25 protein-coding genes are annotated in these 26,434 nt (G+C 70.4%); 16 read left to right on the top strand and 9 right to left on the bottom strand.

Annotated elements, in window-relative coordinates; translation table 11 throughout:
- Positions 1-15: 15 nt before the first annotated feature.
- Complete coding sequence (locus tag SACMADRAFT_RS00260; RefSeq protein WP_009151762.1) at positions 16-3,207, top strand: BTAD domain-containing putative transcriptional regulator; 3,192 nt, start codon at positions 16-18, stop codon at positions 3,205-3,207.
- A 70-nt stretch (positions 3,208-3,277) separates the two neighbouring features.
- Here the strand turns inward: SACMADRAFT_RS00260 and SACMADRAFT_RS00255 are convergent, their stop codons facing one another.
- Positions 3,278-3,748 carry a winged helix-turn-helix transcriptional regulator gene (locus SACMADRAFT_RS00255; protein ID WP_009151761.1) on the bottom strand — a complete coding sequence of 157 codons (471 nt, stop codon included), beginning with the start codon at positions 3,746-3,748 and terminating at the stop codon, positions 3,278-3,280.
- A 544-nt stretch (positions 3,749-4,292) separates the two neighbouring features.
- On the opposite strand from SACMADRAFT_RS00255, the gene SACMADRAFT_RS29750 reads away from it, so the two are divergent.
- From SACMADRAFT_RS29750 to SACMADRAFT_RS00195, 13 genes are all read left to right on the top strand, one after another.
- Complete coding sequence (locus SACMADRAFT_RS29750) at positions 4,293-4,730, top strand: hypothetical protein (RefSeq protein WP_157617170.1); 438 nt, start codon at positions 4,293-4,295, stop codon at positions 4,728-4,730.
- 43 nt (positions 4,731-4,773) lie between these two features.
- Complete coding sequence (locus SACMADRAFT_RS00250; RefSeq protein WP_009151759.1) at positions 4,774-5,967, top strand: AAA family ATPase; 1,194 nt, start codon at positions 4,774-4,776, stop codon at positions 5,965-5,967.
- A gap of 43 nt (positions 5,968-6,010) precedes the next feature.
- Positions 6,011-7,768, top strand: coding sequence for a vWA domain-containing protein (locus SACMADRAFT_RS00245; protein ID WP_009151758.1), 1,758 nt, complete (start codon positions 6,011-6,013; stop codon positions 7,766-7,768).
- 27 nt (positions 7,769-7,795) lie between these two features.
- Positions 7,796-8,059 carry a hypothetical protein gene (locus SACMADRAFT_RS00240; RefSeq protein ID WP_157617169.1) on the top strand — a complete coding sequence of 88 codons (264 nt, stop codon included), beginning with the start codon at positions 7,796-7,798 and terminating at the stop codon, positions 8,057-8,059.
- Complete coding sequence (locus SACMADRAFT_RS00235; RefSeq protein WP_009151756.1) at positions 8,059-8,571, top strand: hypothetical protein; 513 nt, start codon at positions 8,059-8,061, stop codon at positions 8,569-8,571. Before SACMADRAFT_RS00240 ends, SACMADRAFT_RS00235 begins: the two co-directional genes overlap by 1 nt.
- Positions 8,572-8,637: 66 nt before the next feature.
- Positions 8,638-9,483, top strand: a complete 846-nt coding sequence (locus SACMADRAFT_RS00230) for a hypothetical protein (RefSeq protein ID WP_009151755.1) — start codon at positions 8,638-8,640, stop codon at positions 9,481-9,483.
- Positions 9,484-9,519: 36 nt separating this feature from the next.
- Positions 9,520-10,098, top strand: a complete 579-nt coding sequence (locus tag SACMADRAFT_RS00225; protein WP_009151754.1) for a hypothetical protein — start codon at positions 9,520-9,522, stop codon at positions 10,096-10,098.
- Positions 10,099-10,125: 27 nt separating this feature from the next.
- Positions 10,126-10,470: a hypothetical protein gene (locus tag SACMADRAFT_RS00220; protein WP_009151753.1), complete on the top strand. Its 345-nt coding sequence runs from the start codon at positions 10,126-10,128 to the stop codon at positions 10,468-10,470.
- A 2-nt stretch (positions 10,471-10,472) separates the two neighbouring features.
- Positions 10,473-10,811: a hypothetical protein gene (locus SACMADRAFT_RS00215; protein WP_009151752.1), complete on the top strand. Its 339-nt coding sequence runs from the start codon at positions 10,473-10,475 to the stop codon at positions 10,809-10,811.
- A 45-nt stretch (positions 10,812-10,856) separates the two neighbouring features.
- Positions 10,857-11,165, top strand: coding sequence for a hypothetical protein (locus SACMADRAFT_RS00210; protein WP_009151751.1), 309 nt, complete (start codon positions 10,857-10,859; stop codon positions 11,163-11,165).
- A 23-nt stretch (positions 11,166-11,188) separates the two neighbouring features.
- On the top strand, positions 11,189-11,527 hold the full coding sequence (locus tag SACMADRAFT_RS00205) for a hypothetical protein (RefSeq protein WP_009151750.1): 339 nt from the start codon (positions 11,189-11,191) through the stop codon (positions 11,525-11,527).
- 33 nt (positions 11,528-11,560) lie between these two features.
- Positions 11,561-12,418, top strand: coding sequence for a hypothetical protein (locus tag SACMADRAFT_RS00200; RefSeq protein ID WP_009151749.1), 858 nt, complete (start codon positions 11,561-11,563; stop codon positions 12,416-12,418).
- A gap of 24 nt (positions 12,419-12,442) precedes the next feature.
- The gene (locus SACMADRAFT_RS00195) at positions 12,443-13,096 is read left to right on the top strand and encodes a hypothetical protein (RefSeq protein WP_009151748.1); all 654 of its coding nucleotides are present in this window, start codon (positions 12,443-12,445) and stop codon (positions 13,094-13,096) included.
- Positions 13,097-13,171: 75 nt separating this feature from the next.
- On the opposite strand, the gene SACMADRAFT_RS00190 is transcribed toward SACMADRAFT_RS00195, so the two are convergent.
- Positions 13,172-14,068: a MarR family transcriptional regulator gene (locus SACMADRAFT_RS00190; protein ID WP_009151747.1), complete on the bottom strand. Its 897-nt coding sequence runs from the start codon at positions 14,066-14,068 to the stop codon at positions 13,172-13,174.
- Positions 14,069-14,997: 929 nt separating this feature from the next.
- On the opposite strand from SACMADRAFT_RS00190, the gene SACMADRAFT_RS30665 reads away from it, so the two are divergent.
- On the top strand, positions 14,998-15,273 hold the full coding sequence (locus SACMADRAFT_RS30665) for a restriction system modified-DNA reader domain-containing protein (RefSeq protein WP_232285506.1): 276 nt from the start codon (positions 14,998-15,000) through the stop codon (positions 15,271-15,273).
- Positions 15,274-15,315: 42 nt separating this feature from the next.
- The gene (locus SACMADRAFT_RS00180; RefSeq protein WP_009151746.1) at positions 15,316-15,753 is read left to right on the top strand and encodes a hypothetical protein; all 438 of its coding nucleotides are present in this window, start codon (positions 15,316-15,318) and stop codon (positions 15,751-15,753) included.
- Here SACMADRAFT_RS00180 and SACMADRAFT_RS00175 read toward each other — a convergent pair.
- From SACMADRAFT_RS00175 to SACMADRAFT_RS00145, 7 genes are all read right to left on the bottom strand, one after another.
- The gene (locus tag SACMADRAFT_RS00175) at positions 15,722-16,693 is read right to left on the bottom strand and encodes a C40 family peptidase (protein ID WP_009151745.1); all 972 of its coding nucleotides are present in this window, start codon (positions 16,691-16,693) and stop codon (positions 15,722-15,724) included. The genes SACMADRAFT_RS00180 and SACMADRAFT_RS00175 overlap by 32 nt on opposite strands.
- 7 nt (positions 16,694-16,700) lie before the next feature.
- Positions 16,701-17,771, bottom strand: a complete 1,071-nt coding sequence (locus SACMADRAFT_RS00170) for a replication-relaxation family protein (RefSeq protein ID WP_009151744.1) — start codon at positions 17,769-17,771, stop codon at positions 16,701-16,703.
- 70 nt (positions 17,772-17,841) lie between these two features.
- Entirely contained in the window at positions 17,842-20,484 is a 2,643-nt protein-coding gene (locus SACMADRAFT_RS00165; RefSeq protein ID WP_009151743.1) for a helicase HerA domain-containing protein, read from the bottom strand.
- Between the two features lie 56 nt (positions 20,485-20,540).
- Positions 20,541-22,493: a VirB4 family type IV secretion system protein gene (locus SACMADRAFT_RS00160; protein ID WP_009151742.1), complete on the bottom strand. Its 1,953-nt coding sequence runs from the start codon at positions 22,491-22,493 to the stop codon at positions 20,541-20,543.
- Entirely contained in the window at positions 22,490-23,758 is a 1,269-nt protein-coding gene (locus tag SACMADRAFT_RS00155) for a PrgI family protein (protein WP_009151741.1), read from the bottom strand. Before SACMADRAFT_RS00155 ends, SACMADRAFT_RS00160 begins: the two co-directional genes overlap by 4 nt.
- Entirely contained in the window at positions 23,755-25,812 is a 2,058-nt protein-coding gene (locus SACMADRAFT_RS00150) for an RAD23 family protein (protein ID WP_232285505.1), read from the bottom strand. The genes SACMADRAFT_RS00155 and SACMADRAFT_RS00150 overlap by 4 nt, the downstream gene beginning before the upstream one ends.
- Before the next feature lie 198 nt (positions 25,813-26,010).
- Positions 26,011-26,376: a pilin gene (locus tag SACMADRAFT_RS00145; protein WP_009151739.1), complete on the bottom strand. Its 366-nt coding sequence runs from the start codon at positions 26,374-26,376 to the stop codon at positions 26,011-26,013.
- Positions 26,377-26,434: the final 58 nt, after the last annotated feature.

Below are 26,434 nucleotides of genomic sequence, written 5' to 3'. Positions count from 1 at the left end.
GGAAACGAGCCAGCTGTGACCTCGACATCGCACCAGTCCGACCGGGAACCGGCACGGCCACCGAGCGCGGGCCGCCGCGTCTGGTGGGCGCTGGCCGGCATGTTCCGGTTCGTCGGCCGGGTGCTACGAGGTCTCGTCGCGGGCACCGTGTTGCTCGCGCTGGTGGCGGGCTTGCCCTGGGCGTTGTGGCACTACATCGGCTGGCCGTTGCCGAACCACGTCCCGACGTGGGCCGAGGTCCAGGGCGTGCTGCTCGGCCCGATGACGACCACGTTCCTGCTGAACTTCCTCGCCTGCTTGTGTTGGATCACGTGGGCCGCGTTCACCATCGACGTCCTGCGTTGCACGGTCGACCTGGCCCGCAGCGGATTCGACGCGGCCCGGTTGCCGGACTTCTCCGCCGCCGGTCCGGTTCACGCGCTGGCGGGCGTCCTGGTCGGCGCGGTCCTGCTGGCAGTGCTGGGCAACCGGCCCGCACCAGCACCGGTCACCTCGTTGTCCACAGCGCTCGGGACCGGATCGCAAGTCGTGGCGACCGCCCCCGCATGGCAACACCAGGCCCCCGCCGGGGAGACCGTGGTGGTCCGCAACGCGGTCTACTCCACTCAGACCATCACCAAAGACAGCACCGCCACCGCTCCCGCGCATCCGGAGTCGGTGGTCGTGCTGGCACCCCAGAACGGAGTCCACGACTCGTTGTGGCGCATCGCCGAACGCACCCTCGGCGACGGCGCACGCTGGCCGGAGATCTTCGACCTCAACAAGGGAAAGCCGCAGCCGAACGGCCACAGCTTCACCAAACCCAGCCTGATCTTCCCCGGCGAGGAACTCGCCCTGCCGCGAGAGGCGAGCGCGCCAGCCGTGCCGCCGCAGCAGCCGGCCGACCCACACCAGACGACTCCCGCCCCGCCGACCACAGCCCCGCCGACTTCCGCCGCGCCACCGACGAGCATCCAACCGTCCACACCAGCGCAACCCGCACCGTCCACCCAGCAGGCACCACCGGCCGCGACCAGCACGAACACCCCTCCCGCGACGGGCGACCCCGGCGTCCGGTGGGGAACGGAGCTGTTCGTCGGTCTCGGGCTGGCCGCCGCGGTCAGCGCGGCGCTGATGGTCGCCCGCCGCCGCTATCGCAGCCGGTACCGGCCCGGCAGCGGTGACCGCGACGACCTGCCCGTCGCGCCGGTGGTCTACCAGTTGCGGCTTGCTCATCTGCGCGCCGAGGCCGACGACGAGATCGACCTCGACGAGGACTACCCGGACGAGGAGGAACAGCGGCGTTCGCTACGTGTCCCGCCTGCGCCACCGCTCGTGGTGGGCGCACCCCAGACCGGCGCCGGCCGACCCCCCACCGTCGCGCCAGGTCTGGGTGTCCGCGACGGTCGCGAGGTCGCCCTCGACCTCGCGACCGCCCGCGGCCTCGGGCTGGTCGGCGCTGGCGCCCCCGCAGCGGCCCGCGCGCTGCTGGTCACCGCGCTCACCACCTCCGCAGGCCACCTGGCGACGTCGGCCGGGGCGGTTGTCATCGTCCCGGCCGACGACCTGGTCTCGCTGCTCGGACGCGGAGCAGCCCAGGGACACCTGCCCTCGGCCGTGCGGATCGTCGCCGACCTGGACGACGCGCTGGACGCGGTAGAGGCCGAGACCCTGGTACGTGCCTCGGCAAGCCGTAAGCCCGACGCCGAGCCGGGAACCTGGCCGCCTCTGGTGCTGGTGGCACGGCCACCAGCACACCATCAGCGGCTGCAGGCCGTCTTGGACAACGGCGCGCCGTTCGGCGTCACCGGGCTGCTGCTGGGCCAGTGGCAACCCGGCGTCACCTGCTACATCCGCCAGGACGGCACGATCTCGGCCACCGGCCCCGGTTTGGGCGAGGCCCTGCGCGGCACTCGGATGTTCCGCCTCGGCGACGACGACACCGCCGAACTGCTGACGCTGCTCCGGGACGCCGAGCCGGACCCGCCCGTGGCTGCCGACGACGTCGTGGTCGCGCCATCGACGCCGCGCCCTCGCATCGTCAAGGCAAGCCCCGCCGGCAGCAATCAGATCTCGCCGGGCGAGGCTGACCTGCTCGAGACCGGCGGTTCGGACGCGGGCGAGGTTGAGCTGGAAGTCACGGCTGCGGTCACTGCACCCGCCCCGCCGGACACCGAGCTGGAGATCCTCGCCCCCGCCGATGTTCAGCCGCCCGGCGTCCGTCTGCGCCCAGCGGCTTCCAGCGACCAGCGGCCGGTCCCGTCGCGCCTGGCCAACGACGAGACAGAGCACCGCGGCGAAAGCGAGACCAACGAACCGGCGTCCACCGGCGAGCCCGCCGAGCCCGTGGCCGAGACACCGCCAACCACCACCAGCGGCGCTGAACAGGACACCAGCCCGGCGCTGATCACCGTGACCGTGCTCGGTGACCTGCGGGTGCACTGGCACCCCGAACCCGGCGCCACCGGCGATGCGCACGAGATCACCGGCACCTTGCAGCCCAGGACCAAGGAGTTGCTGGTGCTGCTGGCGCTTCATCCTGACGGTGCCACCCGCGAGACGCTCGTGTCCGCCCTGTGGGGCCAGGACCCGCCGGCGCGGCCGACCAACGCGCTGCACACGGCGCTGTCGCGGATGCGCAGCGCGCTGGCCACCGCCACGAACGGCACGGTGACCGACATCGTCTCCGCCAGCAACGGGCGCTACCGGCTCGATCCCGCGAGCGTTCGCAGTGACTACTGGCGCTTCGCGCACGCCGTCGCGGCTCGTCGCGCGGCCTCGACCGACCAGGCTCGTGTCGAGGCGTACCGGGAGGTGGTCAACAGCTACGGCGGACCGCTGGCCGAGGGCATGTCGAACGAGTGGATCGAGCCCGCACGTGAGGCGATCCGCCGCGACGCCATCGACGCCGTCGCCGCGCTGGCCCGCGCCCTGGTGGACTCCGATCCCCAGCAGACCCTGGATCTGCTGGAAGTCGCGCGGGCCTTCGATCCGCACAACGAACTGCTCTACCGCGACATCATGCGGCTGCAGGAACGCCTCGGGCAGCTCGACGCCATCCCGCGGACGCTGACCTTGCTGACCACCCGGCTCGCCGAGGTCGACGCGACGCCGACTCCGCAGGCTCGTGGGCTGGCTGCCCGGCTGGAGCAGCGCCACGAGGGCAGCTCAGCTGACGACGCGAGTGCACAGGCCCAAGGCGAACGTGGTCGCATCGCGGCCAGCTGAGGCGATGGGGCAACGGCGGCGAGGGCTTGTCGTTGCCGGCCCGGACCGTGCGGGCGTGTGCCAGCTCGGCCTATTCGTCGTCCACTTCATCGCCGAGGCCGAGTTCGTCCAGCTCGGCAATTTCCGTCAGCGTGCCCATCTCGTCGCCATTCCGGCGACTGTATGCCTGGGCCTGCGCGATGAGTTCCTGATGCTCATCAGCCCAGGCCACGAGCGTCTCAGTCAGCGTCAAGAACTCCAAGACTTCCGGCTTCAACTCGTAAGTAACCGTGACCGGAAAAGTCTTTGTGCATCGAACCCGCTTCAAAAGACCTTCTTCGGTCATCTTTTTCAATGTGCGGGCCAGAATGCTATCGTGCAGGACGGCGTGTTTGTCCGACCATTCTTCACCAATGGAATACGAGCTGATCGTGGAGAGAATTTCTTTTCGCCGCATGGGGCCGCCCGAGAGCGTGACCAGGATGGCCGGTGCCCACTTGTCCCCGAAAAGATACTTCAGGTCGTACAAACCCCGAAGGAACCTCTCGTCCCCGACCTTCATAGCGCCTCCCCGTGTGCACTGACCCGACCCTCGCGCCGCGCCCGTCGTCCCCTCGTCCGGCGACGTGCCCCCTGCGGCTGCCACCTAAACGGTCGTGCCTGGTCAGCACGGCCGCAGAGCCAGTCCTGGCCTCCTCGACTCGTAGCAGTAGAGCCCTCCACGTTACGCCGAACGGCGGAACCGGCCCACCGTATTCCTACTCAAAGCGAACCGTGACCGAATGTCACGCGCAGTAGTCGAACTGGAGATCATCTACACGCACAGTGGCTTCCGTTGGGGGTTCATACGGGGGTTCATGATGGGGTTCATACGGGGGATCAGGTTAGAGGACCACCCCCTGCGGCCTGCGGAGATGCTGGTCAGCGACGCCGTAGGGGGATCCGCTGGTATCCCAGACTCGCTTGTCCACAAGCCGGTAGACACATCGGGGCGGGCTGGGTGGCCGGCGCCCTCATCGCTCATCTGTTCTCACCTTTTGGCTATCTCTCACCTTCACCCGTACTCACTTTCCCTATTGTTTTGTTTTATTTCTTATCCTCTGCCGATGGCATTCCTTGCCCCTTACCTTGCTATTCCCGTCCGCGGTGGCCGGCGCACGACACGGTCGCTGACCTGCGAAAACTGGCGCAACGACGGCCGGAATTGTGACCGTACGGACGGCTTTCTATTTCCCCGCGACGACCACGAAAAGAGTCTTGAAAATGGGGGGCCATTTCTATTGCGCGCGGCGCGCGGCAGAGTCATAATTGAATTACCACCGGGGGAACCGGAAACCACACCGAATACCACACCCGGCGCGAGCTATGTCCGACGAATGGGGCCGATTATGTGTTACGCCGACACCACCACCGAAACCGACAACACGGTGACCGCGTTTTGTTACTGCGGGTGGGTCGAATACGGCCACACCCAGGAATCGGCCGACGCCGCCGCCGAAGCCCACCAGAACGCGCCCGACGCCATCGACGCCGCCACGGTCTGACCGTTCCCCGCCGCCCGCACTAGATCGAAAGGACCACCCCGCGATGACCACGCCAGCCACGCCGACGACCGCCCCGGCGGCATCCGGCACGACGACCACCGCCCCGGCGGGCGGGCGGTTGCCCAACGGCGAACTCCGCCGACAGGTGGCGCAAGTCCTCACCGATCAGGCGGGCACCGAACTGACCCCGCGCAACATCGCCGCCGCACTCGGCGGGAAGTCATCGGGCGCGATCGGCAACGCACTCGCCGCGCTGACCGCCGGGGGCTACGCCGAACAAACCTCGACCAAACCGGTCCGCTACCGGTCGACCCCGACCACCGCCGACGCCGCCGCCGCGCCCGTGGCGGTCCCGTCCGGCACACCCCGCCGCCCCCGCACACCCCGCCCGACGACACCGCCCGCGACGACCACGCCGACCGCCCCGACGACTCCGGCCGTGACCGGTCCGGTCACGCGCCCGAACGGGCAGCTCTACCACCCGCGCAAGCTGTCCGGGCTGCCCGACGTGACCGCGTTGCGCAAGTTGCGTGACGCTGGGGTCGCCGCCCTGATGTACGGACCACCCGGAACCGGGAAGACCTCGGTCGTCGAGGCCGCTTTCGGTGACCTGGTCACGATTCAGGGCGACGGGGACACCACGGTCGCCGACATCGTGGGCGAGTACACCCAGACCCCGGACGGGAAATTCGTGTTCGTGCACGGTCCGCTGGTCCGCGCGATGCGCGAAGGCCGGACCCTGTTCATCGACGACGCCACGCTCATACCGCCGACCGTGCTCGCCGTGGTCTACCCCGCGATGGACGGCCGCCGCCAAATCATGATCAAGGCCAATGGCGGTGAGGTCATCGACGCCGCCCCCGGTTTCTATGTGGTGGCCGGACACAACCCCGGCGTGCACGGCGCGGTGCTGTCCGATGCGTTGGCGTCGCGGTTTTCCGTGCAGATCCAGGTGTCCACCGACTACGACCTCGCGACGCAACTCAAGATCGACACTCGCGCGGTGTCCGTGGCGCGCAACCTGTCGACCCGGCAGGCGGGCGGCGAGATCCGGTGGGCACCGCAACTGCGCGAACTGTTGGCATTCCAGAAGATCGCCGACGTGTTGGGCACCGACGCCGCCGCCGGGAACCTGATCGGCACCGCCCCCGAGGAGGACCGCGACATCGTGGCCACCGCCGTCAAGATCGCCTTCGGTAAAACCGTTGCCCCGCTGGCACTCGGTGCACGTATCTGACCGCCCGCCACCCGCCCGAACCGTCCGGAAAGGACACACCGCGATGACCGCGCACATGATCGCCGACCCCGCCGCCACCGCGTCGGCTGTGTTCCCCGCCGCCCCCGGATGGGACGCGCTCTCCGCCGCGCTGACCGCCGAGGTCCCCGCGATCGCCGACCGGGACGACCTGCTGGTCACCATCGCGCCCGGTGCCGGACAGGGTGCCCCGGCGTGTTTCCTGCCCGCCACCGCCATGATCGAAGTCGACGGTACGCACCTGCACCCGGTCGACCCCGCCACCGCCAAACCACACCGGATCAGCGACCGGAAACGCTATGCCCCCACCTGGGGCGCGCTGACTCACGAATGCGCGCACAGCAAACACACCCGGTGGCTCGCCGACGTGCCCAAGGACGCCGACCCCGGCGCGGTGGACGCCGCGCTGCTGCTGGAAGAGCCCCGGATCGAACGGGCACAGGTCCGCCGCCGCCCCGACGACCGCCACTGGTTGCGCGCGTGCGTGAAAACCATCGTCACGGGCGGCATGAAACTCGACGACCCCGCCTTCGCCCCGAAAATGACCCCGCGCGACGCCGCGCACACCGCCGCCCTGTTCCTGGGACGCACCGACGGCGGCATCCTCACCCGTACCGAAACCGCCCCCGTCGCGCGCACCGTGGAAGACGTGCTCGGCGCGGAGAAACTCGCCAAGCTGCGGGCGGTGTGGCGTCAGGCGTTCCGCACCGCCGACGACGACACCGCCGCCATGATCGAACTCGGCCGCCAGTGGTGCGAGATCATCGGACCCGACCCCGACACCACCCCGCCGCACCTCGCCGACCCGTCCGCCACCCCCGACCCGTCCGGCACCCCGTCGCCGTCCCCACTGGCCGACGCGATCGGCAAGGTACTGGGCAAGGTGACGCGGGCGGTAGCGCGTGCGAAGTTGCCCGAGGACCCCGCCGAGATCGCCGCCCGCGAGAAGGCCGCCGCCGACGCCGCCGCGAAGAAGGCCGATGACGCCGCCCGCACCGTGTTCACGGTCGGCGGTCCCCGCGACGGGCGCACCGAAACGATCGGCACCCGCCCGCCGACCACGGGCGAACGCACCGCCGCGCGGGTGCTCGGGCGCGCGCTGACCACCGCCGGGGTCCGTGACCGGGTAGCGACCAAGTCGACCTCGCCGATTCCGCCCGGACGCCTTCGGATGCGCGGTGCGTTGGCACGCGAGGCACAACTGGCCGCCGGGGCGATGCCGACCGCCGAACCGTTCACCCGCACCACCCGCACGACGGTCCCGACCCCGCCGCTCCGGTTGGGCATCGCGTGCGACGTGTCCGGGTCCATGGGCAGCTTCGCGAAACCGGTTGCCTCGACCGCGTGGATTCTGGCCAACGCCGCCGCGCAGAGTCCGGTGCCCGCCGAGACCGCCACCGTGATCTTCGGGCACCACGTCCGCCCGATCACCCGCCCCGGCAAGGCCCCCGCCGCCGTGACGGACTTCGCCACCCGCGACAACTGGGAAGCTATCGACACCGCGATCGACGCCCTCGACGGCGCGCTCGGTCTGTCGCGCCCCGGTGCCGCGCGGTTGTTGGTCATCGTGTCCGACGGGAAGTTCCGCGATGCGCCCCGCCGCAACGGGCAGCAGCTTCTCGACCGGTTGCGCGCCACCGGTTGCGCGGTGTTGTGGATCGCCCCGGACGTCCCTGGGCGCAAGCCGATGACCGGGGCGACCGTGCACGTGATGACCGACCCCACGACCACCGCGCAGGCCATTGGGCGCGCCGCCACCGCCGCCCTGCGTGCCACCCACTGAACAACCGATACCCACCAACACCGAGAGGTGATCACGTTGTACGACACCACCATTGCGACGGTCGGCGAACTGGTCGCCGCGCTGGAACACTACGACCCGGCCACCCCGGTTCGACTGGCCACGCAACCCGGCTACCCGCTGGAGAACCTCCTCGCGCGGGTCGCGTGCACCCCGGACGACGCCGAGTACGAAGGCCCCACGCGTACCGGTCCACCCGTTGTGTGGCTCGGTGCGGGCGAGCAGGTCGGGTACCTGCCCGCGCTCGCCGCCAACGCCCTGGGGTGGTCGTGATGACCACCGCCCCGCCCGGACTCACCAGCGGACTGGCCGAGCGTGCCGTGCACGCCGCGCGCGCCCACCGTGCCGCCGACCCCGACGGGTTCCGCCGTCGCCACGACAACCCCGACCGGTGGAACCGGTGGGCACGCCGCGCCCGTGTCGCCCGTACCATCGCCGCTGCCCTGCAGGTCGGTGTGGACGGCGTGCTCGTCACGGACGACCCACACCGCCAGTACCGCACCCGCACCGGACCGGTTCCCGGTGACCTGATCACCGTCACCGACCCCGTGACCGGGCGCGCGTGGCGGTTCATCCCGGACTTCACCACCCCCGGTGACGGGTGGCTGCTCCTCGACCGCTGTCCCGACTGTGAGAACGAGGTCCCGGTCACCCGCGTCGCCACGTTGGCCGACCTCGGCGAGTACCTCGACCCCGACGGCGACAGCCCGATCGCCGACGAGGCTCGCGACGAGTCGATCCACCAGCCCGGCTGTGCCTTCGGCTTACCCACCCTGGGCGGCTAGCCGCCGCGAGTCGACCAGCTTCGCACGTCCGGAACTCGCTACCCGCACACCGAAGGAGGTCACGTCGTGACCAGCAACGCCCACGGCATCACCACACCGACCAACCACGCCCATACCGCTTTTCCGGCCGAGTCGGTGTTGATTGCCCTGGCACCGCCTTCCGCCGTGCCGTTGCGTCCACCCGCCGGGGTATGGGGGCTGGTCGTGGTGGCGATACGGACCACCGACACCGCCGGAGCCCCGATTCGGCTCACCGGGGACGCGCCCGCCCCCGACCCCGCGCTCACCGACACCACCGACCTGCTGGCAGGGGTGTGGCTGCCCGCGCCACCGCCCGCCGCCCTACACACGGGAGACGTCGTGGTGCGCCTCCACCCGCCCACCGATGACGACCCGGCGGTGGCCGACGTCGAGGTCGTCGCTGCCTCGCAGGGCGAGTGGTCCACGGTCCGCACGTGGCAGGCGGTGGGCGCACGCTGGCCGCACGAGGTGGCGATGTCGGTGCTCGTGCACATGCGCTACCTCGCCGATGTCGCCCTAAAGGACGCCCAGTGGGCGACGCTGACCGGGCCGATCGCCGCTGCCTTGCCCCTAGGACTGCTTCCTGCCGGACTCGCCGGCGAGTCCGCGGTGGCCTCGCCGCCGGCGCCTCGCCGACCGGACGCCCTCGCCGCGCTGCTGGAGGCCGGATTGGTCGAGGTCGGCGAGCAGCTGGTGTGGAACGGACACACCGCCACCGTCCGGGAGGGCGGTGTCCTGCACGACGGCGGACCGCACGAGTTCGCCGTCTCCACCGTCACCGCGCTGGCCACCAGCCTCGCGGGCTACACCGTCAACGGCTGGCACCTCTGGCGACGTGCCCGCGACGACCGACCCCTCTCCGAGCTGCGCACCGCGCTCGGCACCCACTGAACCCCCGACCAACCCACCGACACGACGGAGACCGCCATGACCGCCTCAACCATCGAACGCGACCAGGACGCCGGAGCCACCTCGACCCGCTACCACTACACCCGCGTCGTCGAGATCGCCGGGCGCACCGTCCGCGCCCGCCTCGAGCGCGGCGTCTACCTCAACCACAGCGGTGCCGTCGCCGAGGTGCTCACCGACCACACGGACTGGTCCACCCTCGCCGCCGACGACCTCAACAACTGGTGGCACGACACCCCGCCCCCGAGCGTGGAGGTCAACGCCGCCGCCGTCCTCGGCCCGTTCGCCGAGCGGCTCCTCCATCGCGCCGCTGAGATTCTTGCCGCACCGCCGCCCACCGTGACCTTGTCACCTCACCTCTACCGCGCGGTGAGCGCGTTGCTGGCCACCAGCATCGGCTACAACGCCGAATGCCGCATCGACCCGAACGACATCACGTGGGCAACCGACAACGGCGGAACGCTGCACATCTTCGAGCACCCCGACGGCAGCGTCACCTTCACCAAAGCCCACCGCGACGAATGCCCGTTCGTGGCAAGCAAAGGCGGTCAGGACTGCGACGACGAATGCTACTTCGACCTTCCGAGCCGGGTATAGAAACGCCTCACACCACAGGAGATCACCATGACGCCCTACGAAGTTCCCGAGACCGTCATCCGTCGCTTCACGGAGAACGGCTGCGAGGTGACCGCGATCGTCGCCGACCCCGCCGACGCACAACAAACCTTGTACGGCACCGTCACCCGTGACGGGGCACTCGTCGGCAGCTACTACTGCGCCGACCGCGTCCGCCAGTCCGAGTGGCACATCGTCACCGCCCTCGGCCTTCCCCTCACCCTCGACGGCCAACCCGTCAACCCGGTCTCCGAGGGTGCCGCTGTCCTCGTGCTGACCAGCATCCTCACCGCCCGCGACAGCTACGAGGTTGAACAGCGGCTCCGCGACGCGACCCGCCCGCCGCAGGGGTGACCGTGTCCACCACCGCCGACTTCTACGACGGGCGCGGACCGCGCGCTGTCTGGCTCGGCTCACTCCAGGGCGACGCCGACCCCGCCACGGTGCGCGGCGTCGCATGTGGACGGCTGCTGCTGGACGCGACCGACCCGCCCACCTACACCGACGCCGTAGCCGACCTGCTTGACGTCTGGGCCGACGAGGACCACGGGCACGGCTTTCAGCCCGACGGCGGCTGGCCGTGGTTGTGGCCGGACAGCCGCGACACGGACTGGGTGTTCACGTTCGCCCACGGTCGGGTGTGGATCACGACCGGGCGCGCGTGGCTGCGTGTCCAACAACGAGTGTCGCAGTAAGACCAAACAAGGCCCTCATCCCTACGACCAACGCAGGAGTTCACGATGCCGGAAGCCGTTTCAATCGAAACACCCATCGCGCGCCAGATCATGTCCGCCGCCGAGCATTGCGCCGCCGCCGAGGATGAGTTCGCCAACGCGCAGCGCGTCCACTCGTCGGACCCGGACGAGTACCGCCGGGCGATGGACTCCGCATTGATGCACCTGCGGATCGCCGAGGTGATGACTCAAGGGTCCTCGCTGGTCACCGAGATCGCGGTTGCCGAGACGAACCCGGCGTGGAAGTCGATCCGGATGAACGCGGCGCACGAGGCCAAAGCGTGGAACGAACTTCTCGGACGAGTCCGACGATGACCCCGATTGCTGGAGAAAACGCGATGAACGACAACAACGAAAGCACTCAGGGCAAACAGTTCCGCGTCCTGGATTTCGAGCCGAACTGCCCGGACTGCGCCGTGGCGGTCGGCGAGCCACACGAATACGACGAGTACGACGGCGGGTGTGACGTCGCGCGCTGCCTGGTGACCGGGCTGCAGCGGCTGATGTGCGACCTCGACCACGACCATGGGCGAGACGTCTGGACAGGGTGGTGGCCCGGATTGCTCGACTGCGAGCAACTCGGCTGGATGATCGGCCCTGGGCTTCCCGACCTCAACCGCCTCTACACCGAGGCGACCTGGGATCCCGCACGGTGCGCCTGGGTGAAGCCCGGCTGACCTCGGCCGCGTTCAACCCGGAGGTATCCACGGATGACCCGTGATCACGCAGACTTCTACGTCGGCACAGGACCGACAGCCCGCTGGCTGGGCTCGCTGGCCGAGGCTGGCGGCCCGGTCGAACTGGCCCGGCTCGGCGCGGCGGGCGATGCCGAGCCGACCGAGGTGCTCTCCGCCGCCGACCTGGGCACCTACGAGGCGGCCGTCGCCGCGCTGCTGACTCGCCAGCGAGTCGTCGAGACCGGTTTCGTCGCCGCTCCCGGCCCAGATTGGGAAGCGGGCTGGCCGTGGCTGGCCACCACCAGCGGTGGCTGGTACGCCTACGCCTTCGTCGACGGGCACGTGCGCGTGTCGACCCACGGCGGTCCGTGGTTCCGCCCTGACCTCGATCGTCCCGACGGCGGTGCCGGGGTTGCATCCGGTCCGGACGCCGATCTGCCCGTCTTCGGTGACACCGCGCCGAAGACCGCGACGTTCACCTGGACCGGCTTCCGGGGCCTGCCAATCCCGATCCGAGCCACCTTGCCGCCGGTTCCGCCGGCCTACCTCGCGCACCGCGGCGAGGTCGCCCTCGCCGTGGCCGGCGCCGCGGAGTACGTGCTGGGCCGGCGGTGGCCTCTGGCCGACCTCGCCACCCCGGCGATCCGCGAGATCCTGCACAGCTTGCTGCGGCCCGGCCCCGCTCGTGGCCTACACGTGCTTCCTGCCGACGCGCCGTTCGCCCACGAACGTGTGGTGACCGCGCTGCGGTTCGTGCTCGACGCCGACCGCTACGCCGAGGGCAACAACCCTGACCACGCCCGCGAGCTGCTGGAGTCCGCCGCAGACGTCGCCGCGCAGGCCGTCACCGCCCACCGCACCCACCAACCGCACCCGTGGCCACCGCGCTGACCACCCGAACGACAAGGTTCGATCATGGGCTTCACTGGCTCGCTCATCCTCGCCCGCACCCCGGACTCGCTGCTCGACATGGACCTGCTGACCCCGCACGAAGCGGAGCTCGTCGGCCGCCATGACGACCACTGGCAGCTCGCCGCCGTGCTCGGAGACTTCCCAGACATCCCCGGCTTGGCCGCCGCACTGGTCGACGCCACCGCCGCGCCCGTGCTAATCGCGGTCGTCGACGACAGCGACACCGCGCTGCTGCTGGCCGACAGCCCAAACGGGCACCGGTGGATCACGGTGCTCAACGCCCCGGCCGACAGCGCGGGCCGCGCAGCGGTCGCCGACACCAGGGCAATGACCGCGATCGCCGAGGCCGCTGTCGCCTGGGCCACTGAAGCCGGACACACCGTCGCCACCGATGCCGTCCTGACGGCGTTGTGCGAGGCCGACCGCGACAACCGCGCCGCCGACCAAGCGTTCAGCGACGCCCTGGACGCAGGCGATTTCGCGGCGACGCACGAGGTCGTGCGCAACCAGATCTCGTTCATCGAGGTCTACGTGCTGCGGGTGCTGGCCGCGCTCGGGGTTGCCGTGTCGGTCCAGGGCACCGATTCCTGGTGGGCGCATCTCGCCGATCAGGCACACGCGCCGTCCCCGTATCCCGGAGACCTGCCGACCCGATAGCAACGGAGGCCAACGTGGTTGTGTCCCAACGGAGTTCCGTTGGGACACAACCACATTGACCATACCGTCGGGGCGTTAGTTGGTCGGCGCGGCGGCGGCCTCCTGCTCGGAGGGGGCGAGCGCGAAACGCCTCGGCTTGTCCTGAGTCTTCGCCGCCACGCCGACCTCGACCAGCTTGTCCAGCGCGTTGCTGACCGCGCCCGAGGACTTCCCGCCCAGCGCGTTCGCGATCGCGGTGGGACCGAACTGCTCGCCGGGGTGGTCGCGCAAGTAGTCCTCGACCATCCCGCGCAACCCGCCGGGTGCCAACCGTGCCTTCTTCTCGCCCGTCGCGTCCGCGCCATCTTCCGGCGTCGCGTCGCCGTCTGTCGTCGCGCCGTCCGCGCCGTCGGCAGGGTCGCTCACCTCGGCGGCGACAGGCGCGGCTGCCACGGGGGCGGCTGCCACGGGGGCGGCCTCGTCGGAGTCGGCCGGGTCCTGCGCGCCGTCGGCTGCGGTGTCCGTCTGCTCGGCGGGGTCTTCCTCGGTGACGGCGGAGTCGTCGGCGTCGGCCGGGGTACCCGGTTCAGCCTGCGCGGCGTCCGTCGCGTCGGTGTCCTCCGCCTCCGAGGTGTCCGCCGGGGTCGGGTCCGCCGGGGTCGGCTCGACCTGGGTGGTGTCGACGTCGGTGATCGCCCACAGGTCGGCGGCACGCCGCCCGCCCTCGGCGATCCCGGCGGTGCGGGTGACGCTGCCGTCGGCTTCCCACTTGACGAGGATCTTCTGTGCGGTCGACTTCCCGATCTTCGCCGCTGCGGACAGGTCGGCGGCGGTGCTGTTCGGGGCGGCGTGCAACGCCTCCCACAGCTTGTCTTCGGTGTCCGTGCGGACCTTCGCGGTGACGGTCTGGTCGGGAACCGACCGCAGTGTCCGGGCGGATCCGGTCGTGCTGGTGGTGGTGCGGGTTTTGCGGTTGCGGGGCTTGCTGGACATGACATCCCTCGATTCGGGTTCGTGATCGGTGGTGGGCGGTCATGCCCCGGCCGGAGCGGGTGTGGCCCCCGGTGCGCTGCCGGTGTGTTCGGGCTACACGACTATGGACGCTTCCTTCGGCCCATGAAGTCAAGCGGGTTCGGCAAACAAGACGTCTGTCTCGTGTAGACGGTGGCGTGGAGCTGGGATTTCGTTGCGCCACATGGGTCCACTTCGCCCCGGTGGCGCACACACGCGTTGACAACCACGCGTTCACGAAGCGTCCATACACGTCGGCCGCCCGGCCAATACACCCGGAAACCGAAGGGGCGCATAGGCAATGACCACCGACCGCGATACTCACGAACCGCCCGAACTGGCCGCCGACGCGGCCGTAGACGCATCACAACCGGACCCCCAGCCCGATCACACCACCGCGACCGCCGGGGCGTCACAGCCGCACGACGAGGCGGCGATGCGGGCGTGGGAGGGGTTGCCGCCGGACACGATGATCCTCGCCCCGGCGTTCGCCACGCCGCCGATGCGATGCCCCGATGATGTGTGGGCGATGCTCGTGACGGCGGTCGACATCCTCGGCGACGCCGATCCGGACCGTGCAGGCGAGGTGGCGTTGTTCGCGGGCAACTGGGTACCCCAACAGCCCCCGGCCGACAGCTTGTATGACGGCGACCTCGTCCTGCGCCTGTCCCGCCCGGCCGACCCGACCTACCCGTTGCCCCGCGATCACGCCACCGATGTCGAGATGCTGCTGGCATACCAGGGACGTTGGCAGCGTGTCGGTCAGTGGCGCGGGCTCGACGACGGCTGGCCGAGCCTCATCGCGCCGACCGCTGCCGCCGTCATGGGCCTGCACGGCGACGCCACCGAGGCGGCGATCTGGTCGGAGACCCCGCCGCCGTCGACTTCGCCGCCGCTGATCAAGTGGGCGCGTGGCGGCATCGCCGAGCTGCTGGACGCCGGGCTGGTCACGGCGGGGCGAGGAACTGGTCTGGAACCGCCGCAACCTCGGTGTCCGGCACACCGCCCGCGTCCGGGTCGACGGCACCCTCATCCTCGCCGACGGCCGGGTGTTCGCCAATCCGTGCGGTGCCACCACCGCACTGGGTGGCAACCACCAGAACGGCTGGAGCGCGTTCCGGCGCGCATCCGACGGGCGCACATTGGGTGATCTGCGAACGGAGCTCCGCGCACGGCGCGGAAAGTAGCCCGTCCACCTTCGCACATTGGCTAGCCGGAGGAATCTTGCCATGACCCCTTTTGAGTCCACAGTGGATCATTTTGTGTTGTGGGGCGCGCGAGCCGGAGTCGGACTCGGCTACACCGTGGAAGCTGTGGCAGTACGGCTGGCCGACGACATCGCCGAGTTGCGCAACGACGGCGGAATCCCGGAGTACGTACGCACCGTGATCACTGTGCTGCCACAGCAGCGGGTGCTGGAGATCCGGGTCGAGGGCCTGTCCGTCGAGGCCGACCCGGATCGCACCACGATCCGCGAGGTGACCCACGCGCTCTTCGAACTGGCCAGCTACCACAACATTGTTGCACTCGACGCCACCACGCCCCCGCTGTTCACCCAGCGGATCCTGCTCGTCGACAGCGACGGCCGACCGTTCTCTGCTATGATCGGTTCCGGTGTTGGCGACGTAGACTCCGTTATGCCGCAACAGAACCGGCGGGACGCGTAGCACCTGCGTAGTCATCTCCCTTGTACCGGTAGGGTTGCACCTTCACAACCTGACCGAAGTCCGGCGCGTCCACCATGGAACCTCCACCAATGTAGAGACCTACGTGGTGGATATTGTTGGGTGTGCCGTAGAAAACGAGGTCACCCGGCAACAGCGGCTGTCCGGCCGGAACGTGGGGGCCAGCGTTGAACTGGGTCTGGGCGGTGCGTGGCAGGGTTACTCCGGCGGCGGCGTAGGCCGCCTTCGTCAGGCCCGAACAGTCGAAGCCCGCGTGCCCGCCATCGGGTCCGTTCCCGCCCCAGACGTACGGAAGTCCTCTCTGCCCGCAGGCGTAGTTGATCGCGGCCACCGCGACCGCGTTGGTGGCCTGGATGGCGTTGCAGTCGCCTGTGCCGACCGTCGCGGCGGCGTCGGCGTATTGCTTGGCTTGGTCGAGTACCTGTTTGACGTACCAGTCTGCGTGGTTGTAGGCGAAGATCGCCGCGTGGAGATCACCTCGCCGCACTCCGTCGTCGCAGAGCATAAAAGCGGCGGCGTAGATGGCGTCGTGCGGGTTGTAGCGCGAGGGTGGGGTGGCGCCGCCGGCCGGGATCTCGTGGCGGGCAAGCACTCCGTCGAAGGTGGCGGTCTTGAACTGCATCGGCCCGCCTGCCCCATAGCCATTCTCCCCGCTGTGCACGCCCGGAAGGGTGGACCGGCCGTGGTTGGACTCGATCTTGCCGATGGCGGCCAGAATCGACCAGTCCAGCCCTGGACATACCCCGGCCGCCGCGCGGTACAACGCGAGGTAGTCGGGTGGGATGTCGGCCAGCGCGGTCGCGCTGGGCTGACTTCCGCCACTACCGAATAGGGCCGAGATCGCCCCCGACACCCCGTTCCCGATCAACGTCGGGATGAAGAGGATCACGCCGATCACGATGGCGCCGACTTTCAGGATCATCGGGTGCTCACCGCCTGCCTGTGCTCGGCCCGCGTGAGATGGCGGCCGGCGGCATCGGCGCGGGCGCCGGGGTCATCTGCGCCAGCGTCGAGTCCGGCCCGAGAGCCGACTCGCTGCCCGCGTCGGTGCTGGGTGGCGGGACGTGCGGCCAGGCGTCGAGCAACCGGTGCAACTCCCGCCGGGTGCTCGCCGCGTTGCCGCTGGTGGTGTCCAGGGGCAGCCAGACCTCGTCGGCGGGACTCGGGTGCGCTGCCTCGGGGTTGAGCAGTTCGGCCGCGGCGGTGGCGACCGGGACCGAGCGCGGGTTGTCGAGCTCGCGCCAGGCCCGCGCCAGCAGCCGGCGTGCGGTGGCCTCGCGCCGCGAGGTCGGCAACCACACCAGCAGCGGAGTGGTGATTCCGGTGGCTTCGGCGAGGGCGGCGTAGCCAGCCAGTTTCCCGGCGAGTTTGGCCAGAACTTCGGTGCCGAAGTCGTACTCGAGGAAGAACTCGATCTCCCCAGCTGCGCTGGCCCACCGGCCGTAGGCGTCAGGCTTGATCAGATCCCCGAAGTGCCGCGCGCAGCGGGCCTCCGACCACCACGCACCGAGCGTGCTGTGCTCGTCGGCGCCACTGTGGCGAGCGCGGTCAACCAGGGCGGTGAACCACTCGGCGACACCGACGGTGTGCGCGAGCCGCAGCGAGTGGGCCACCCCGAAGGCGCGGTCGTGGCGGTAGCCGAGTTCCTTGACGTCCAGACCGTCCTCGGCGGCCAGCACCGCGGCCCCGGCGGGCGCGAGGACGTAGTGCATCGGCGCGGTGCCAACCGAGATGAACGGCTGGAACCGGTCCACCACCCCCCATTGGAACAGTTCCCGCAATCGCATCCGACCCGATCGGAACGACGGGAACGCGAGCGCGGTGATCTGGTGGGAGGTGAGCACGCGGTGCTCGTGCAACATCCGGATGATCCACCGATCACGCGGGGTCAGCCGCCACGCCAGCACCGCCTGGTGATCGGCGTTGTTCGCCGCGCGCGGCGTTGGCCGCGTCGCCTTGTGGCCTCGAAGAGCGCGCTGCCTGGTGGGATTGGTGATCATGACGCGAACCTCCGGAAAGTGGTGTGCTAAAAGGACTTCCGCCCGTCTTTGCGGGTGCGGCCAAGTCGAGTCAGGACTGCTGGCGACGCGGGTCGGCGCTCCGCGCCCGGACGCCGGACTGGCCCCGGCGATCGCCGCTGGTTGGCCGCGTCTGCCCTGCGGTCCCGACGGGCCGCTGCGGAGGCCGGGCTGGCGCCTGCGCACCGGACGCGGTGGCACCAGGAACTCGGTTGCGCAAGGCACGACGGGCGATACCGCGGATTTCCCTTGCGCGGCCGGGAATCGCACGAGGAAGCGGCTGGGTGCGCATGGTGAACGGCTGTGCCTCTTCCCCGTTGAGCACCAGCCGTACGGCGGCGTGGTAGACGCCCAGGTGCGCCAGGTCGTGATCGGACAGACGGGGCGCGGTGTGCCGGGACAGCTCGCGAGAGTCCTCCGGGGAGGCGTTGAAGAAGATCTTGCTGCGAGCGTTGGTGGACATGCCTTCCCTCAACTCACGCGGAAGCTGGCCAAGATGCTGATGCGCCAAGGTCATCGCGACCCGGAAGCCCCGCGCCTCGGCCAGCATGTCCTCGATCGGGTAGGGCAAATTCAAGAAGTTGTGACACTCGTCGATCACCATCGACGCGTCCCGGCGTTGGCGTTGCGGCGTGCGCGCACGGGCGGTGGTCGCCTGCCAGGTCCGTGCGACCACCAGCGACCCGACCAGCCGGGTGGTTTCCTCGCCCAGCGAGCCTTTGGGGATACGCACCAGGCAGATCCCGCCGTCGAGCACCTCCGCCATGTCCACTGTGGAATGTCCGCCCGCGATGGCGTCGCGCACGAACGGCCGCAGCAGGAACGCCCGCAGCTTGTTCATCAGCGGGCTGATCACCTGGCTGCGGGAGGAGTCGGTGAGTTCCTCGTACCAGGACCAGAACCCCCGCAGCACCGGGTCGGTGATCCCGGCGGTGACCCGTGATCGGAAGGCGGGATCGGCCAGCAGCTTGGGCAGATCGGCGAGGGTGGCGACGCCTTCCTGGGTGCGCAGGGTCAGGCAGGCGGCGCGCATCACGTCGTCGGTGCGCGGACCCCAGAAGGCGCTGTAGACGCGCCGGAACACCGAGACGAGGTTGTCGACGGTCAGGTCGGTTTCCCCGCCGTCCAGCGGGTTCAGGCACGGCGGCCGGGACTTGGAGTCGGCGTCGAAGATCACGACACGATCCGCTACCGAGCGAGGCAGGCGGGAGAGCATGTCGGTGACGAGGTCGCCCTTGGGGTCGATCAGCACGATCCCGCGCCCGGCCTCGGCGTCGGCCAGGATCATGTTGCCCAGCAAGGTGGACTTGCCGGAGCCGGTCGCGCCGATGACGTGCAGGTGGTGCCGCGCGTCCGGGACGCGCAGCGCCACGGGGCGTTCGTGGCCGGTGTCGGTGACCCCGATCGGCTTGGCCTCCGGGCCGGGCGTGGCGATGCCCGGTGGCGGGGAGATCGCGCGGGCGCCGGCACGCTGCACACCGGGGATCGCCTCGTCGGTTGGCAAGTGCGCCAGCGCCGCCAGTTCGGCCACGGACAGCAGGTCGCCCTTGCCGAGGCGCCGGTCGGCCAGCACGGGGCCGGGGTGCCGGACGCGGTGACGGGTGTAGTGGTTGTGCTCGGTGTAGGAGGCGAAGCTCGCGGCCAGCGCGTGTGCCCGGCCGCGGGCGACATCCCGCGCCTGGCGGACCTCGCTCTCGGTGGCGTCGGCGGGCAGGAGCGTGGCAACGGCGTAGCGGATGACCGTCTCGTACTGAGAGCCGCGCTGTTTGGCGACGATGGCGCGGTTCTGCGCCGCGTACTCGAGCGAGGTCTGCGGATCGCTGTGCAGTGCCCCGGACTTCGCCGTATGCCGGGCGGCTCCGGACTTGACGCCGGGCGTGACGAGGTCGAGCAGGCGGCCGACCACTCGGGTGGAGCCCCCGGTGTGCACTCGCCGCGCGGAGCGCCGGGCTTTGGCGACCCGGCGACCGGTGACCGGGCGCGCGAGGATCTGCACGCAGGCGTACTCGTCGCGGCCGAGCCCGACCGGGGCGCCGATCAGGGCACGGAGCGGGTCGGCGTCGAAGTCGGTGCGGATCGGCAGCGCCTCGGAGCGGGCGAGACGGAGTTCGCCGCCGACGATCAGCCGCCGCTGCCCAGCTTCGGACGGTGGCAAGGGCGGGTCGGCGGTGCCAACCCGCGTGTGTGAGCCGGGCCAGGCGGCTTCGATGGCACGCTCGACCAGGCCGGGCGGGATCACGCCAGGTACCCACAGCCGGATGCCGACCCCCGCCTCGGAGAACGTGTACTCGCAAGCCACATGGGGCTGCCCGGTGAACCACCGACGCCAGGCCGGGCGCAGCAGCCCGACGAGGTTGGACCACAACGCCGCGCCGCCCGCAGGATCGACGGTGGGCGGGGCGAGCACGGTGACCTGGCGGGCGTCGGCGAGAAGCCTCGCGTGGCAGCGCCGCGCCCACCGGCGCCGGCCGACCACAAAGCCCGCGATGCCGACGGCGAGCACCGGGCCGACAAACGGCCCCCAGGTGATCGCCCAGTCCCGCAGGTGACCCAGCAGCCTGAGCAGCGCACCGCCGGGGTCGCGCAGGTAATCCCCGAGCCAACCATTCGACAGGCCCATCCGCACGATTCCGTGAGCAGCCAACACATGGGACAGCTCGGGGTGGTTGAGGGCAGCCGGTATCCAGGAAAGCATTACGGGTCCTTCCAAGAAAGTAAGAAATGCGCAATCAAGAAAAGGGACGGCCCGCGTCAGGCAGCATCGAGTTCGATGTCCTCATCAGCACCGAACGAACCGAACTCATCGCCCTCAGCCGCATACGCCTGCTCGCTGGCAAAGCCCAAGTCCACGAAGGACTGCTCCTCGGCGTCAGCCTCGCCGGGGTCGACGTCCGCGGCGTATCCGGCGAGTTCGGCCGGATTACTCGTGACGAGGTAGTGCTCGGTGGGTGAGGCAATGCTTTGGAACGCGACGCGCTGGGTGCCCGCTGACAGCAATCCCTGACCTCGGTCCGCCGACAGCAGGAATTGCCGTTCCCCGGCCGACAGATCGAAAGTCTGGGTGATCTCGTCGATGGCCTGCGACGCCTGCCGCAGCAGCACTTGGGTCGCGGCGTTGGCCACCACGGCTTTGCCGAGATCGTTACCGAGAACATCGGCGGTGTCCTGGGTCGCGACGGTCAAGCCTGCCCAGTGTTTCCGAGAGGCTTTGGCCATGCGGAACAGGAACTCCGCGCCCGACTTTTCTTTCATCAACAGCCACGCCTCGTCCACGACCACCAGGCGCGGGCGGCGAATCGCGGGGTTGGACACTCGCCGCCAGACGGCGTCCAGGGTGAGCAGGGTGCCGATGGCTTTCAGCTCGTCGGGCAAGTCCCGCAGGCTGAACACCACCAGGTGACCTTCGGGATTGGTGGTCGTCGGGCCGTCGAACAGCTGCTTGAACGCGCCCTCGACGAACGGGTGCAACCTCGCCGCGAGCTCGGCGGCGGCCCGGTCGCCGGCCTGGCCCGCGGTGGCCAGCTGGTCGCGCAAGGTCCGCAAGGTCGGTGAGGGACGAGTCCACGTGCGGGCGTCGGCGGTGATCCCCACCGACTGGTAGGTCGCGGCGATGCCCCGGTCCAGCGCGGCCCGCTCGGCGGCCTCCAGCTCACTGCCGACGAGCACCGCGATGACGGTGTGCAGGAACAGCGACCGCCGCACGAGGGCGTCTTTCGGTGCGGTCCGGCGGCCGTCGGCGCGGGTGTGGATGGGCAAGTCGAACGGGTTGAGCCGGACGTCGCGGGCACCGAGATGGACGTAGGTGCCGCCCACGGCGGCGGCCAGGCGGGCGTACTCGTCCTCCGGATCGACGACCGCGATCTCGATTCCCCGGTACAGGCTGCGCAGGAGTTCGAGCTTGACCAGATAGGACTTGCCCGCCCCACTCCTGCCCAAAATGACGGAGTTGTGGTTGTGCATCCCCTCGCCGAAACGATCCCAGTGCACCAACCCCTGCGATCCGACGTTGTAGCCGTAGAGCACTCCCGACGGCGCGGCCACCGACGTCGGGTCGGCCGCGGGCAGGTCGGGCGAGGTGAACGGGAACGCCGCCGAGAGCGCGGAGGTGTCGAAGGTGCGGCGCATCCCGATCAAGTCCAGGCCCATCGGCAGGGTCGACACCCAGCCCTGCAGCGACCGGTAGGTGGTGTGCTTGGCGTCGAGCAGCAGGCTCGCCGCCAGCGAGCGCAGCGCCGCTACCTCGTCGGCCAGCGCCCGCTCGGACGGGGCGTGGATCGTGAGGTACAGCCCGACGCGGAACAGCTTGCCTTCGCCCCGCGCCACGCGGGAGGACAGGTCGTAGGCGTCTTCGGTGGCGGCTTCGACCTGCGGGTCGTGGAGGCGGCCGTGCTCGGCGGTGTGCCGCCGGCCCGACTCGAGTTTGGCGAGCTGTTTCTTCAGCCGCGCGGCGGCGGTGGCCGGGTCGATCGGCTCGACATGCAGCGCGACGTCGAGGCGGCCGGGGTAGGTCAGCAGGGGCGCGAGCCAGCCGGGGTGGACCTCACGCGGGAACCCGGTCACGGCGAAGCTGGACACCCATTCGTTGCCGACTTCGAGATGCCGTGCGCCAACGGACAGGGCGTCCGGTGTGAACGCGGCTGCCCGGTGGTGCGCGGCGGGCCGAGTGTTGGGACGGCGCTGGCCGCGCCGCGTTCGGGTGGTCATGACAACCGCCCCCTCTCCGGGTAGTCGTCGTCTTCGTCCTCGTAGTCCCAGTCGTCGACCTCGCCGTCGTCCGGGCCGTACTCGTCCTGGTCGACCGCGGCACGGTCGTCGCCTTGCCAGAACGGGCGGTCCTCGGCGAGGTCGCCGTCGTCCGGGTCGGTGCTGCCGGCGGTGGTGATGACCTCGTCGGCACCGGCCAGGGCCGCCGAGGGCGGCAGTAGGGTGTCGGGGTTGCACGCCGAGGCGAGCACGGCGGTGGCCTGCCCGGCGTCCAGCGGGGTGACCACGATCCCGGCGGGAGCGAGCAGCTCGATCGCCTCACTGAGGCGGCGCACCAGCCGTGACTCCGCCGCCCGCCGCGCCCCGGCGCTCGCCTGTGTGGTCTCGGCATTCGCGCGGCGTTTGCCGCGGGTCAGCGAGGACAACACGGCCAGCGGGCCGGGCCCGCCGAGCCCGTCAGTCGGGCCAGCGGCACCCATCGGCTCGCGCAGGATCAACAGCACCTGGCGCCGCAGCAGGTCGGTCTGCTCGCCGAGCTGCACCAGGTAGTCGGCGTGCTCGACGGCGGCAGCCTCCAACGCAGGGTGCGGCAGCCCGCCCGCGCGCGCCCGCAGCTCGGCGATCTGGCCGGACAGGTCGAGCCGTTCGGTGCGCACCAGCACCTGCACCGGGGCGGTCAGGCTGTGCAAGTAGCGGCCGAAGGACGCGACCAGAGACTCCTGCTCGGACGGCGTCCGCAGCGCGAAGTTCACCGTTGAGGCGACCGCGACGACGGCCAGACCGTCGGTGCCCAGGTCGACCACGCCGGTGTCGGTGACCGCTTCGGCGGGTAGCCGCAACGCCGACGGCGAGATCTGCTCGGGCACCGCCGCTTTGCTCCTGGCCTTGGCCGACTTGCCCTTGCCAGCGGTCCGGTTCGCACTCGAGGAGGCGGTCTGGCTGGTCAGCCATTCCGGCGCGGGGCGAACGCCTTCGGGGGCGGCGACCCGGTGGCGCGGTCCCATGCGTTGCCGGATCGCGGCGACCAGCAGGCGGTCCATCGAGATCCCATCGCGCTGACCGAGCGCGATGACGGCCGCGCTCACCCCGATCGGGATGGCCAGCGCGAGGAACACCGGGAGCGGCACAACCGCTCGAGTGGTGGTCCACCCGGCGTAGAGCACGAGGCCGGTCACCGCGAGGATCGCTAGTTGGCGGGCGGTCAACGGGCCGATCACTTTGTCGGCCATGTCGACGTCGGCGGGAATGCGAACGGGCGAAGTCACGACTTACCTCCGGGCTTGGGTGGTGGCGGCGAGGTGCGCCGCGGTGGTTTCGGCAGGTCCAGCGGGAGCCGGAGCTGCTGCCCGGCGGGCGAGGCGGGTCGCGGTGGTGGCGTCGCCGGTGTCGGGGTCGACGGGCGCGGTGTGCGGCGCACGCCGTCCAGCGGGAGCGGGAACTGCCCGGAGCGGGTGGCCCGGTTGCCCTTGTACGGATCGAAGGGCAGCTCCATCTGAGTGCCGCGCGACCGAGCCGGGGGTGCGGCCGGAGGCGGCGGGCTCGACGGGCGCGGCGTGCGGCGCACACCGTCCAGCGGCAGCGGGTACTGCCCGGAGCGAGTCGGCCGGTTGCCCTTGTACGGGTCGAACGGCAACTCCAGCTGCTGCCCGCCCCGACGCCGACCGCCCGGCTGGTTGGGTGATGCCGGAGGCGGCGTCGGCTTGACGCGCTCGGCGTCCAGCGGCAACCGGTACTGGCCGTCGCGCCCGAGGACCGGCTTGTTCTCCGGCCAGTCGTCCCCGAGTGGCAGCGCCAGCTGGCGGCCCGGCCCGGCCTTCGGTTTCGGCGCGGGAGCGGGCTTGGGTTTGGCGGCCGGACGGCTGCGGCGCACACCGGCCAGCGGCAGCATGTACTGGCCGTCAGCGGTGGTGCGGGTGTGGGCGTAGGGGTCCGTTGGTCCGCGACCGCCGCCCCCGTTGCCTCCGCGACCACCGCCGCCACCGGACGGGCGCGGCTTGCGGCCACCGCCGCCTCGGCCACCGAGCAGGCCGAAGGTCTTGTAGGCGATGAAGCCGCGCACGATCGAGCCGAGGATCGAGCGACCGCCGCTGCCTTTGACCGAGGACAGCACCCAGAACGGGATCTTGAACAGGATGTACATCAGCGCGAGCGCGACGAGCAGGTTGACCAACCCGCTGACGGTCGGGCCGAACAGGGTGAACCCGCCGGGCGCGAGGAACACCTTCATCGCGGTGATCAACGTCAGTGACTGCACAACCTGGATGGCCAGGCAGCCACCGAACGCTTTCCACCACCAGCGCGCGATGCCCTCGGTCTGCGGGAGCGCGTGGAACATCAGCGCGATCGGTGCCCCGGCGATCAGGATCACCGTCAACGCGACGCGCACGACGTAGGTGACCAGCAGGACGATCAGCATCCCGGCGAGGAAGATGCCGATGAAGATGATGAAGATCCCGCCGTTGAGCGACCCAAGAACGAGGTTCTTCAACGTCTCGCCGGCCGAGCTGACGTCCAGGCCGCCGCCCATCACCGCCTGGGCAAGTCCGTTGGCGATCTGGATGCCCTTGGTCGCCACCCACAGCGACAGGGCTCCGGCGAGGAACCCGACCACGATCCGGGGCGCGATCTCCTTGATCGAGTGCCGGGTCTGCAGGGTCTGGTAGCCCATCACCAGGATCCCGGCGATGAGGATCAACATCCCGTAGCAGGCGAGCAGGATCTGCCAGGAGTTCGTCCACAGCTCCCCGATCCGCGGCAGCGAGTCGGGCGTCGGAGTGGTCAGCAGCGTCTTGGACAACAAGTCCAGCAGCGGGTTGAGCGCGGCGGTGACGATGCCCCGGAAGAACGCGTTGATCGCGTTGGTGATGCAGCCGCCGATGTCGGTGATCCCGCAGTCGGCCTCGCCGTCGTCACCGCTGCCAGGCTGGCCGGTACCGGGATTGGTGGGCGGTGCCGAAGTCGGCGGTTGTGGGATGCAGCCCTCCCCCGTGCACGGGGGAGGAGCCGGCGTGGTGGACGGGTGCGTGCACTCGTACTGCAGCGAACCGGGGAAGCACGTCACCGGCGTGCTCGGCCCGGTTGGGATCGGCAGCGGGACGCCGGTGAGCGGCGGAGTGGTCGTGGGCGCGGGCAGATGGCAGACCGGCAACGGCGAGTCCGGTGTGCACGGGTCGACGGTCGGTAGCGGCAGGGGCGGGGGCGGCGCGGGCTGAGCGGCGGCCGGACCGCCGGGGGTTGCGGCGGCGCTGACGGCGAGGGTGCCGCCGAGCAGGACGACCAGGCTCAGCGCCAGCATCACCAGCGCTCGGCTCCGCGTCATGCGCAGTCGCCGAACCCATCGTCCGGGCCGGGTGCGCCGGCCACTGGCACGCCGCGTGCTCGCGGCCGGAGGCGCGAGCAGTTCCCGGCTGGCGCCGGTGGCCTCTGGGCGAGCCGGTGCGGGCTCGTCGGAGCGCAGGCTGTGGACGGTCGGAGCGGTCGATGTCCGACGACGGGCGGGCCTGGTCGTGGACATGGCTCAGGCCCCCACGATGCCCTGGAGCACGGTGACGACCAGGGGTGCGAGCGCGGCGAGGCCGTAGCCGATTGCGGCGGCCTTGAAGCATTCCTTGGCCTTCTCCTGCTCGCCCGGATCGCCGCCGCCCATCACCCGGCGCACCCCGCCGATGGACAGGAAGACGGTCGCCAAGCCGGCGAGGATGCCCATCACCCAGTTGCGGATGTTGGTCAGAACCTGATCTACAGATCCGGCCAGGGCGACCACCACGGTGTCCGCGTGCGCGGCCGAGGCGGGCACGAACAGCGCGACGACGGCCACGCCGGTGAGCAGAGCGAGGTTCCGCCGAAGTGTGGTCCGACGACGGCCGGCCGACAGGGAAGACATCCGAGGTGTGGTGTACGCAGGAGTGGTCGGCCGGGAGGTGCAGGAGGTAGCCCGGCGG

This window comes from Saccharomonospora marina XMU15, from assembly GCF_000244955.1.
Lineage (GTDB): Bacteria > Actinomycetota > Actinomycetes > Mycobacteriales > Pseudonocardiaceae > Saccharomonospora_A > Saccharomonospora_A marina.
Note: the sequence above shows the minus strand (reverse complement) of the source record. Positions and strands in the feature narration are given on the sequence as shown.

Bases quoted from the DNA above. Each gene is read 5' to 3' on its own strand.
- SACMADRAFT_RS00210 (WP_009151751.1), top strand. From the start codon at position 10,857: ATGCCGGAAGCCGTTTCAATCGAAACACCCATCGCGCGCCAGATCATG.
- SACMADRAFT_RS00225 (WP_009151754.1), top strand. From the start codon at position 9,520: ATGACCGCCTCAACCATCGAACGCGACCAGGACGCCGGAGCCACCTCG.
- SACMADRAFT_RS00180 (WP_009151746.1), top strand. From the start codon at position 15,316: ATGACCCCTTTTGAGTCCACAGTGGATCATTTTGTGTTGTGGGGCGCG.
- SACMADRAFT_RS00195 (WP_009151748.1), top strand. From the start codon at position 12,443: ATGGGCTTCACTGGCTCGCTCATCCTCGCCCGCACCCCGGACTCGCTG.
- SACMADRAFT_RS00205 (WP_009151750.1), top strand. From the start codon at position 11,189: ATGAACGACAACAACGAAAGCACTCAGGGCAAACAGTTCCGCGTCCTG.
- SACMADRAFT_RS00190 (WP_009151747.1), bottom strand. From the start codon at position 14,068: ATGTCCAGCAAGCCCCGCAACCGCAAAACCCGCACCACCACCAGCACG.
- SACMADRAFT_RS00220 (WP_009151753.1), top strand. From the start codon at position 10,126: ATGACGCCCTACGAAGTTCCCGAGACCGTCATCCGTCGCTTCACGGAG.
- SACMADRAFT_RS00255 (WP_009151761.1), bottom strand. From the start codon at position 3,748: ATGAAGGTCGGGGACGAGAGGTTCCTTCGGGGTTTGTACGACCTGAAG.
- SACMADRAFT_RS00165 (WP_009151743.1), bottom strand. From the start codon at position 20,484: ATGCTTTCCTGGATACCGGCTGCCCTCAACCACCCCGAGCTGTCCCAT.
- SACMADRAFT_RS00170 (WP_009151744.1), bottom strand. From the start codon at position 17,771: ATGATCACCAATCCCACCAGGCAGCGCGCTCTTCGAGGCCACAAGGCG.
- SACMADRAFT_RS00200 (WP_009151749.1), top strand. From the start codon at position 11,561: ATGACCCGTGATCACGCAGACTTCTACGTCGGCACAGGACCGACAGCC.
- SACMADRAFT_RS00250 (WP_009151759.1), top strand. From the start codon at position 4,774: ATGACCACGCCAGCCACGCCGACGACCGCCCCGGCGGCATCCGGCACG.
- SACMADRAFT_RS00235 (WP_009151756.1), top strand. From the start codon at position 8,059: ATGACCACCGCCCCGCCCGGACTCACCAGCGGACTGGCCGAGCGTGCC.
- SACMADRAFT_RS00145 (WP_009151739.1), bottom strand. From the start codon at position 26,376: ATGTCTTCCCTGTCGGCCGGCCGTCGTCGGACCACACTTCGGCGGAAC.
- SACMADRAFT_RS00150 (WP_232285505.1), bottom strand. From the start codon at position 25,812: ATGACGCGGAGCCGAGCGCTGGTGATGCTGGCGCTGAGCCTGGTCGTC.
- SACMADRAFT_RS00245 (WP_009151758.1), top strand. From the start codon at position 6,011: ATGACCGCGCACATGATCGCCGACCCCGCCGCCACCGCGTCGGCTGTG.
- SACMADRAFT_RS00160 (WP_009151742.1), bottom strand. From the start codon at position 22,493: ATGACCACCCGAACGCGGCGCGGCCAGCGCCGTCCCAACACTCGGCCC.
- SACMADRAFT_RS29750 (WP_157617170.1), top strand. From the start codon at position 4,293: ATGGCATTCCTTGCCCCTTACCTTGCTATTCCCGTCCGCGGTGGCCGG.
- SACMADRAFT_RS00175 (WP_009151745.1), bottom strand. From the start codon at position 16,693: ATGATCCTGAAAGTCGGCGCCATCGTGATCGGCGTGATCCTCTTCATC.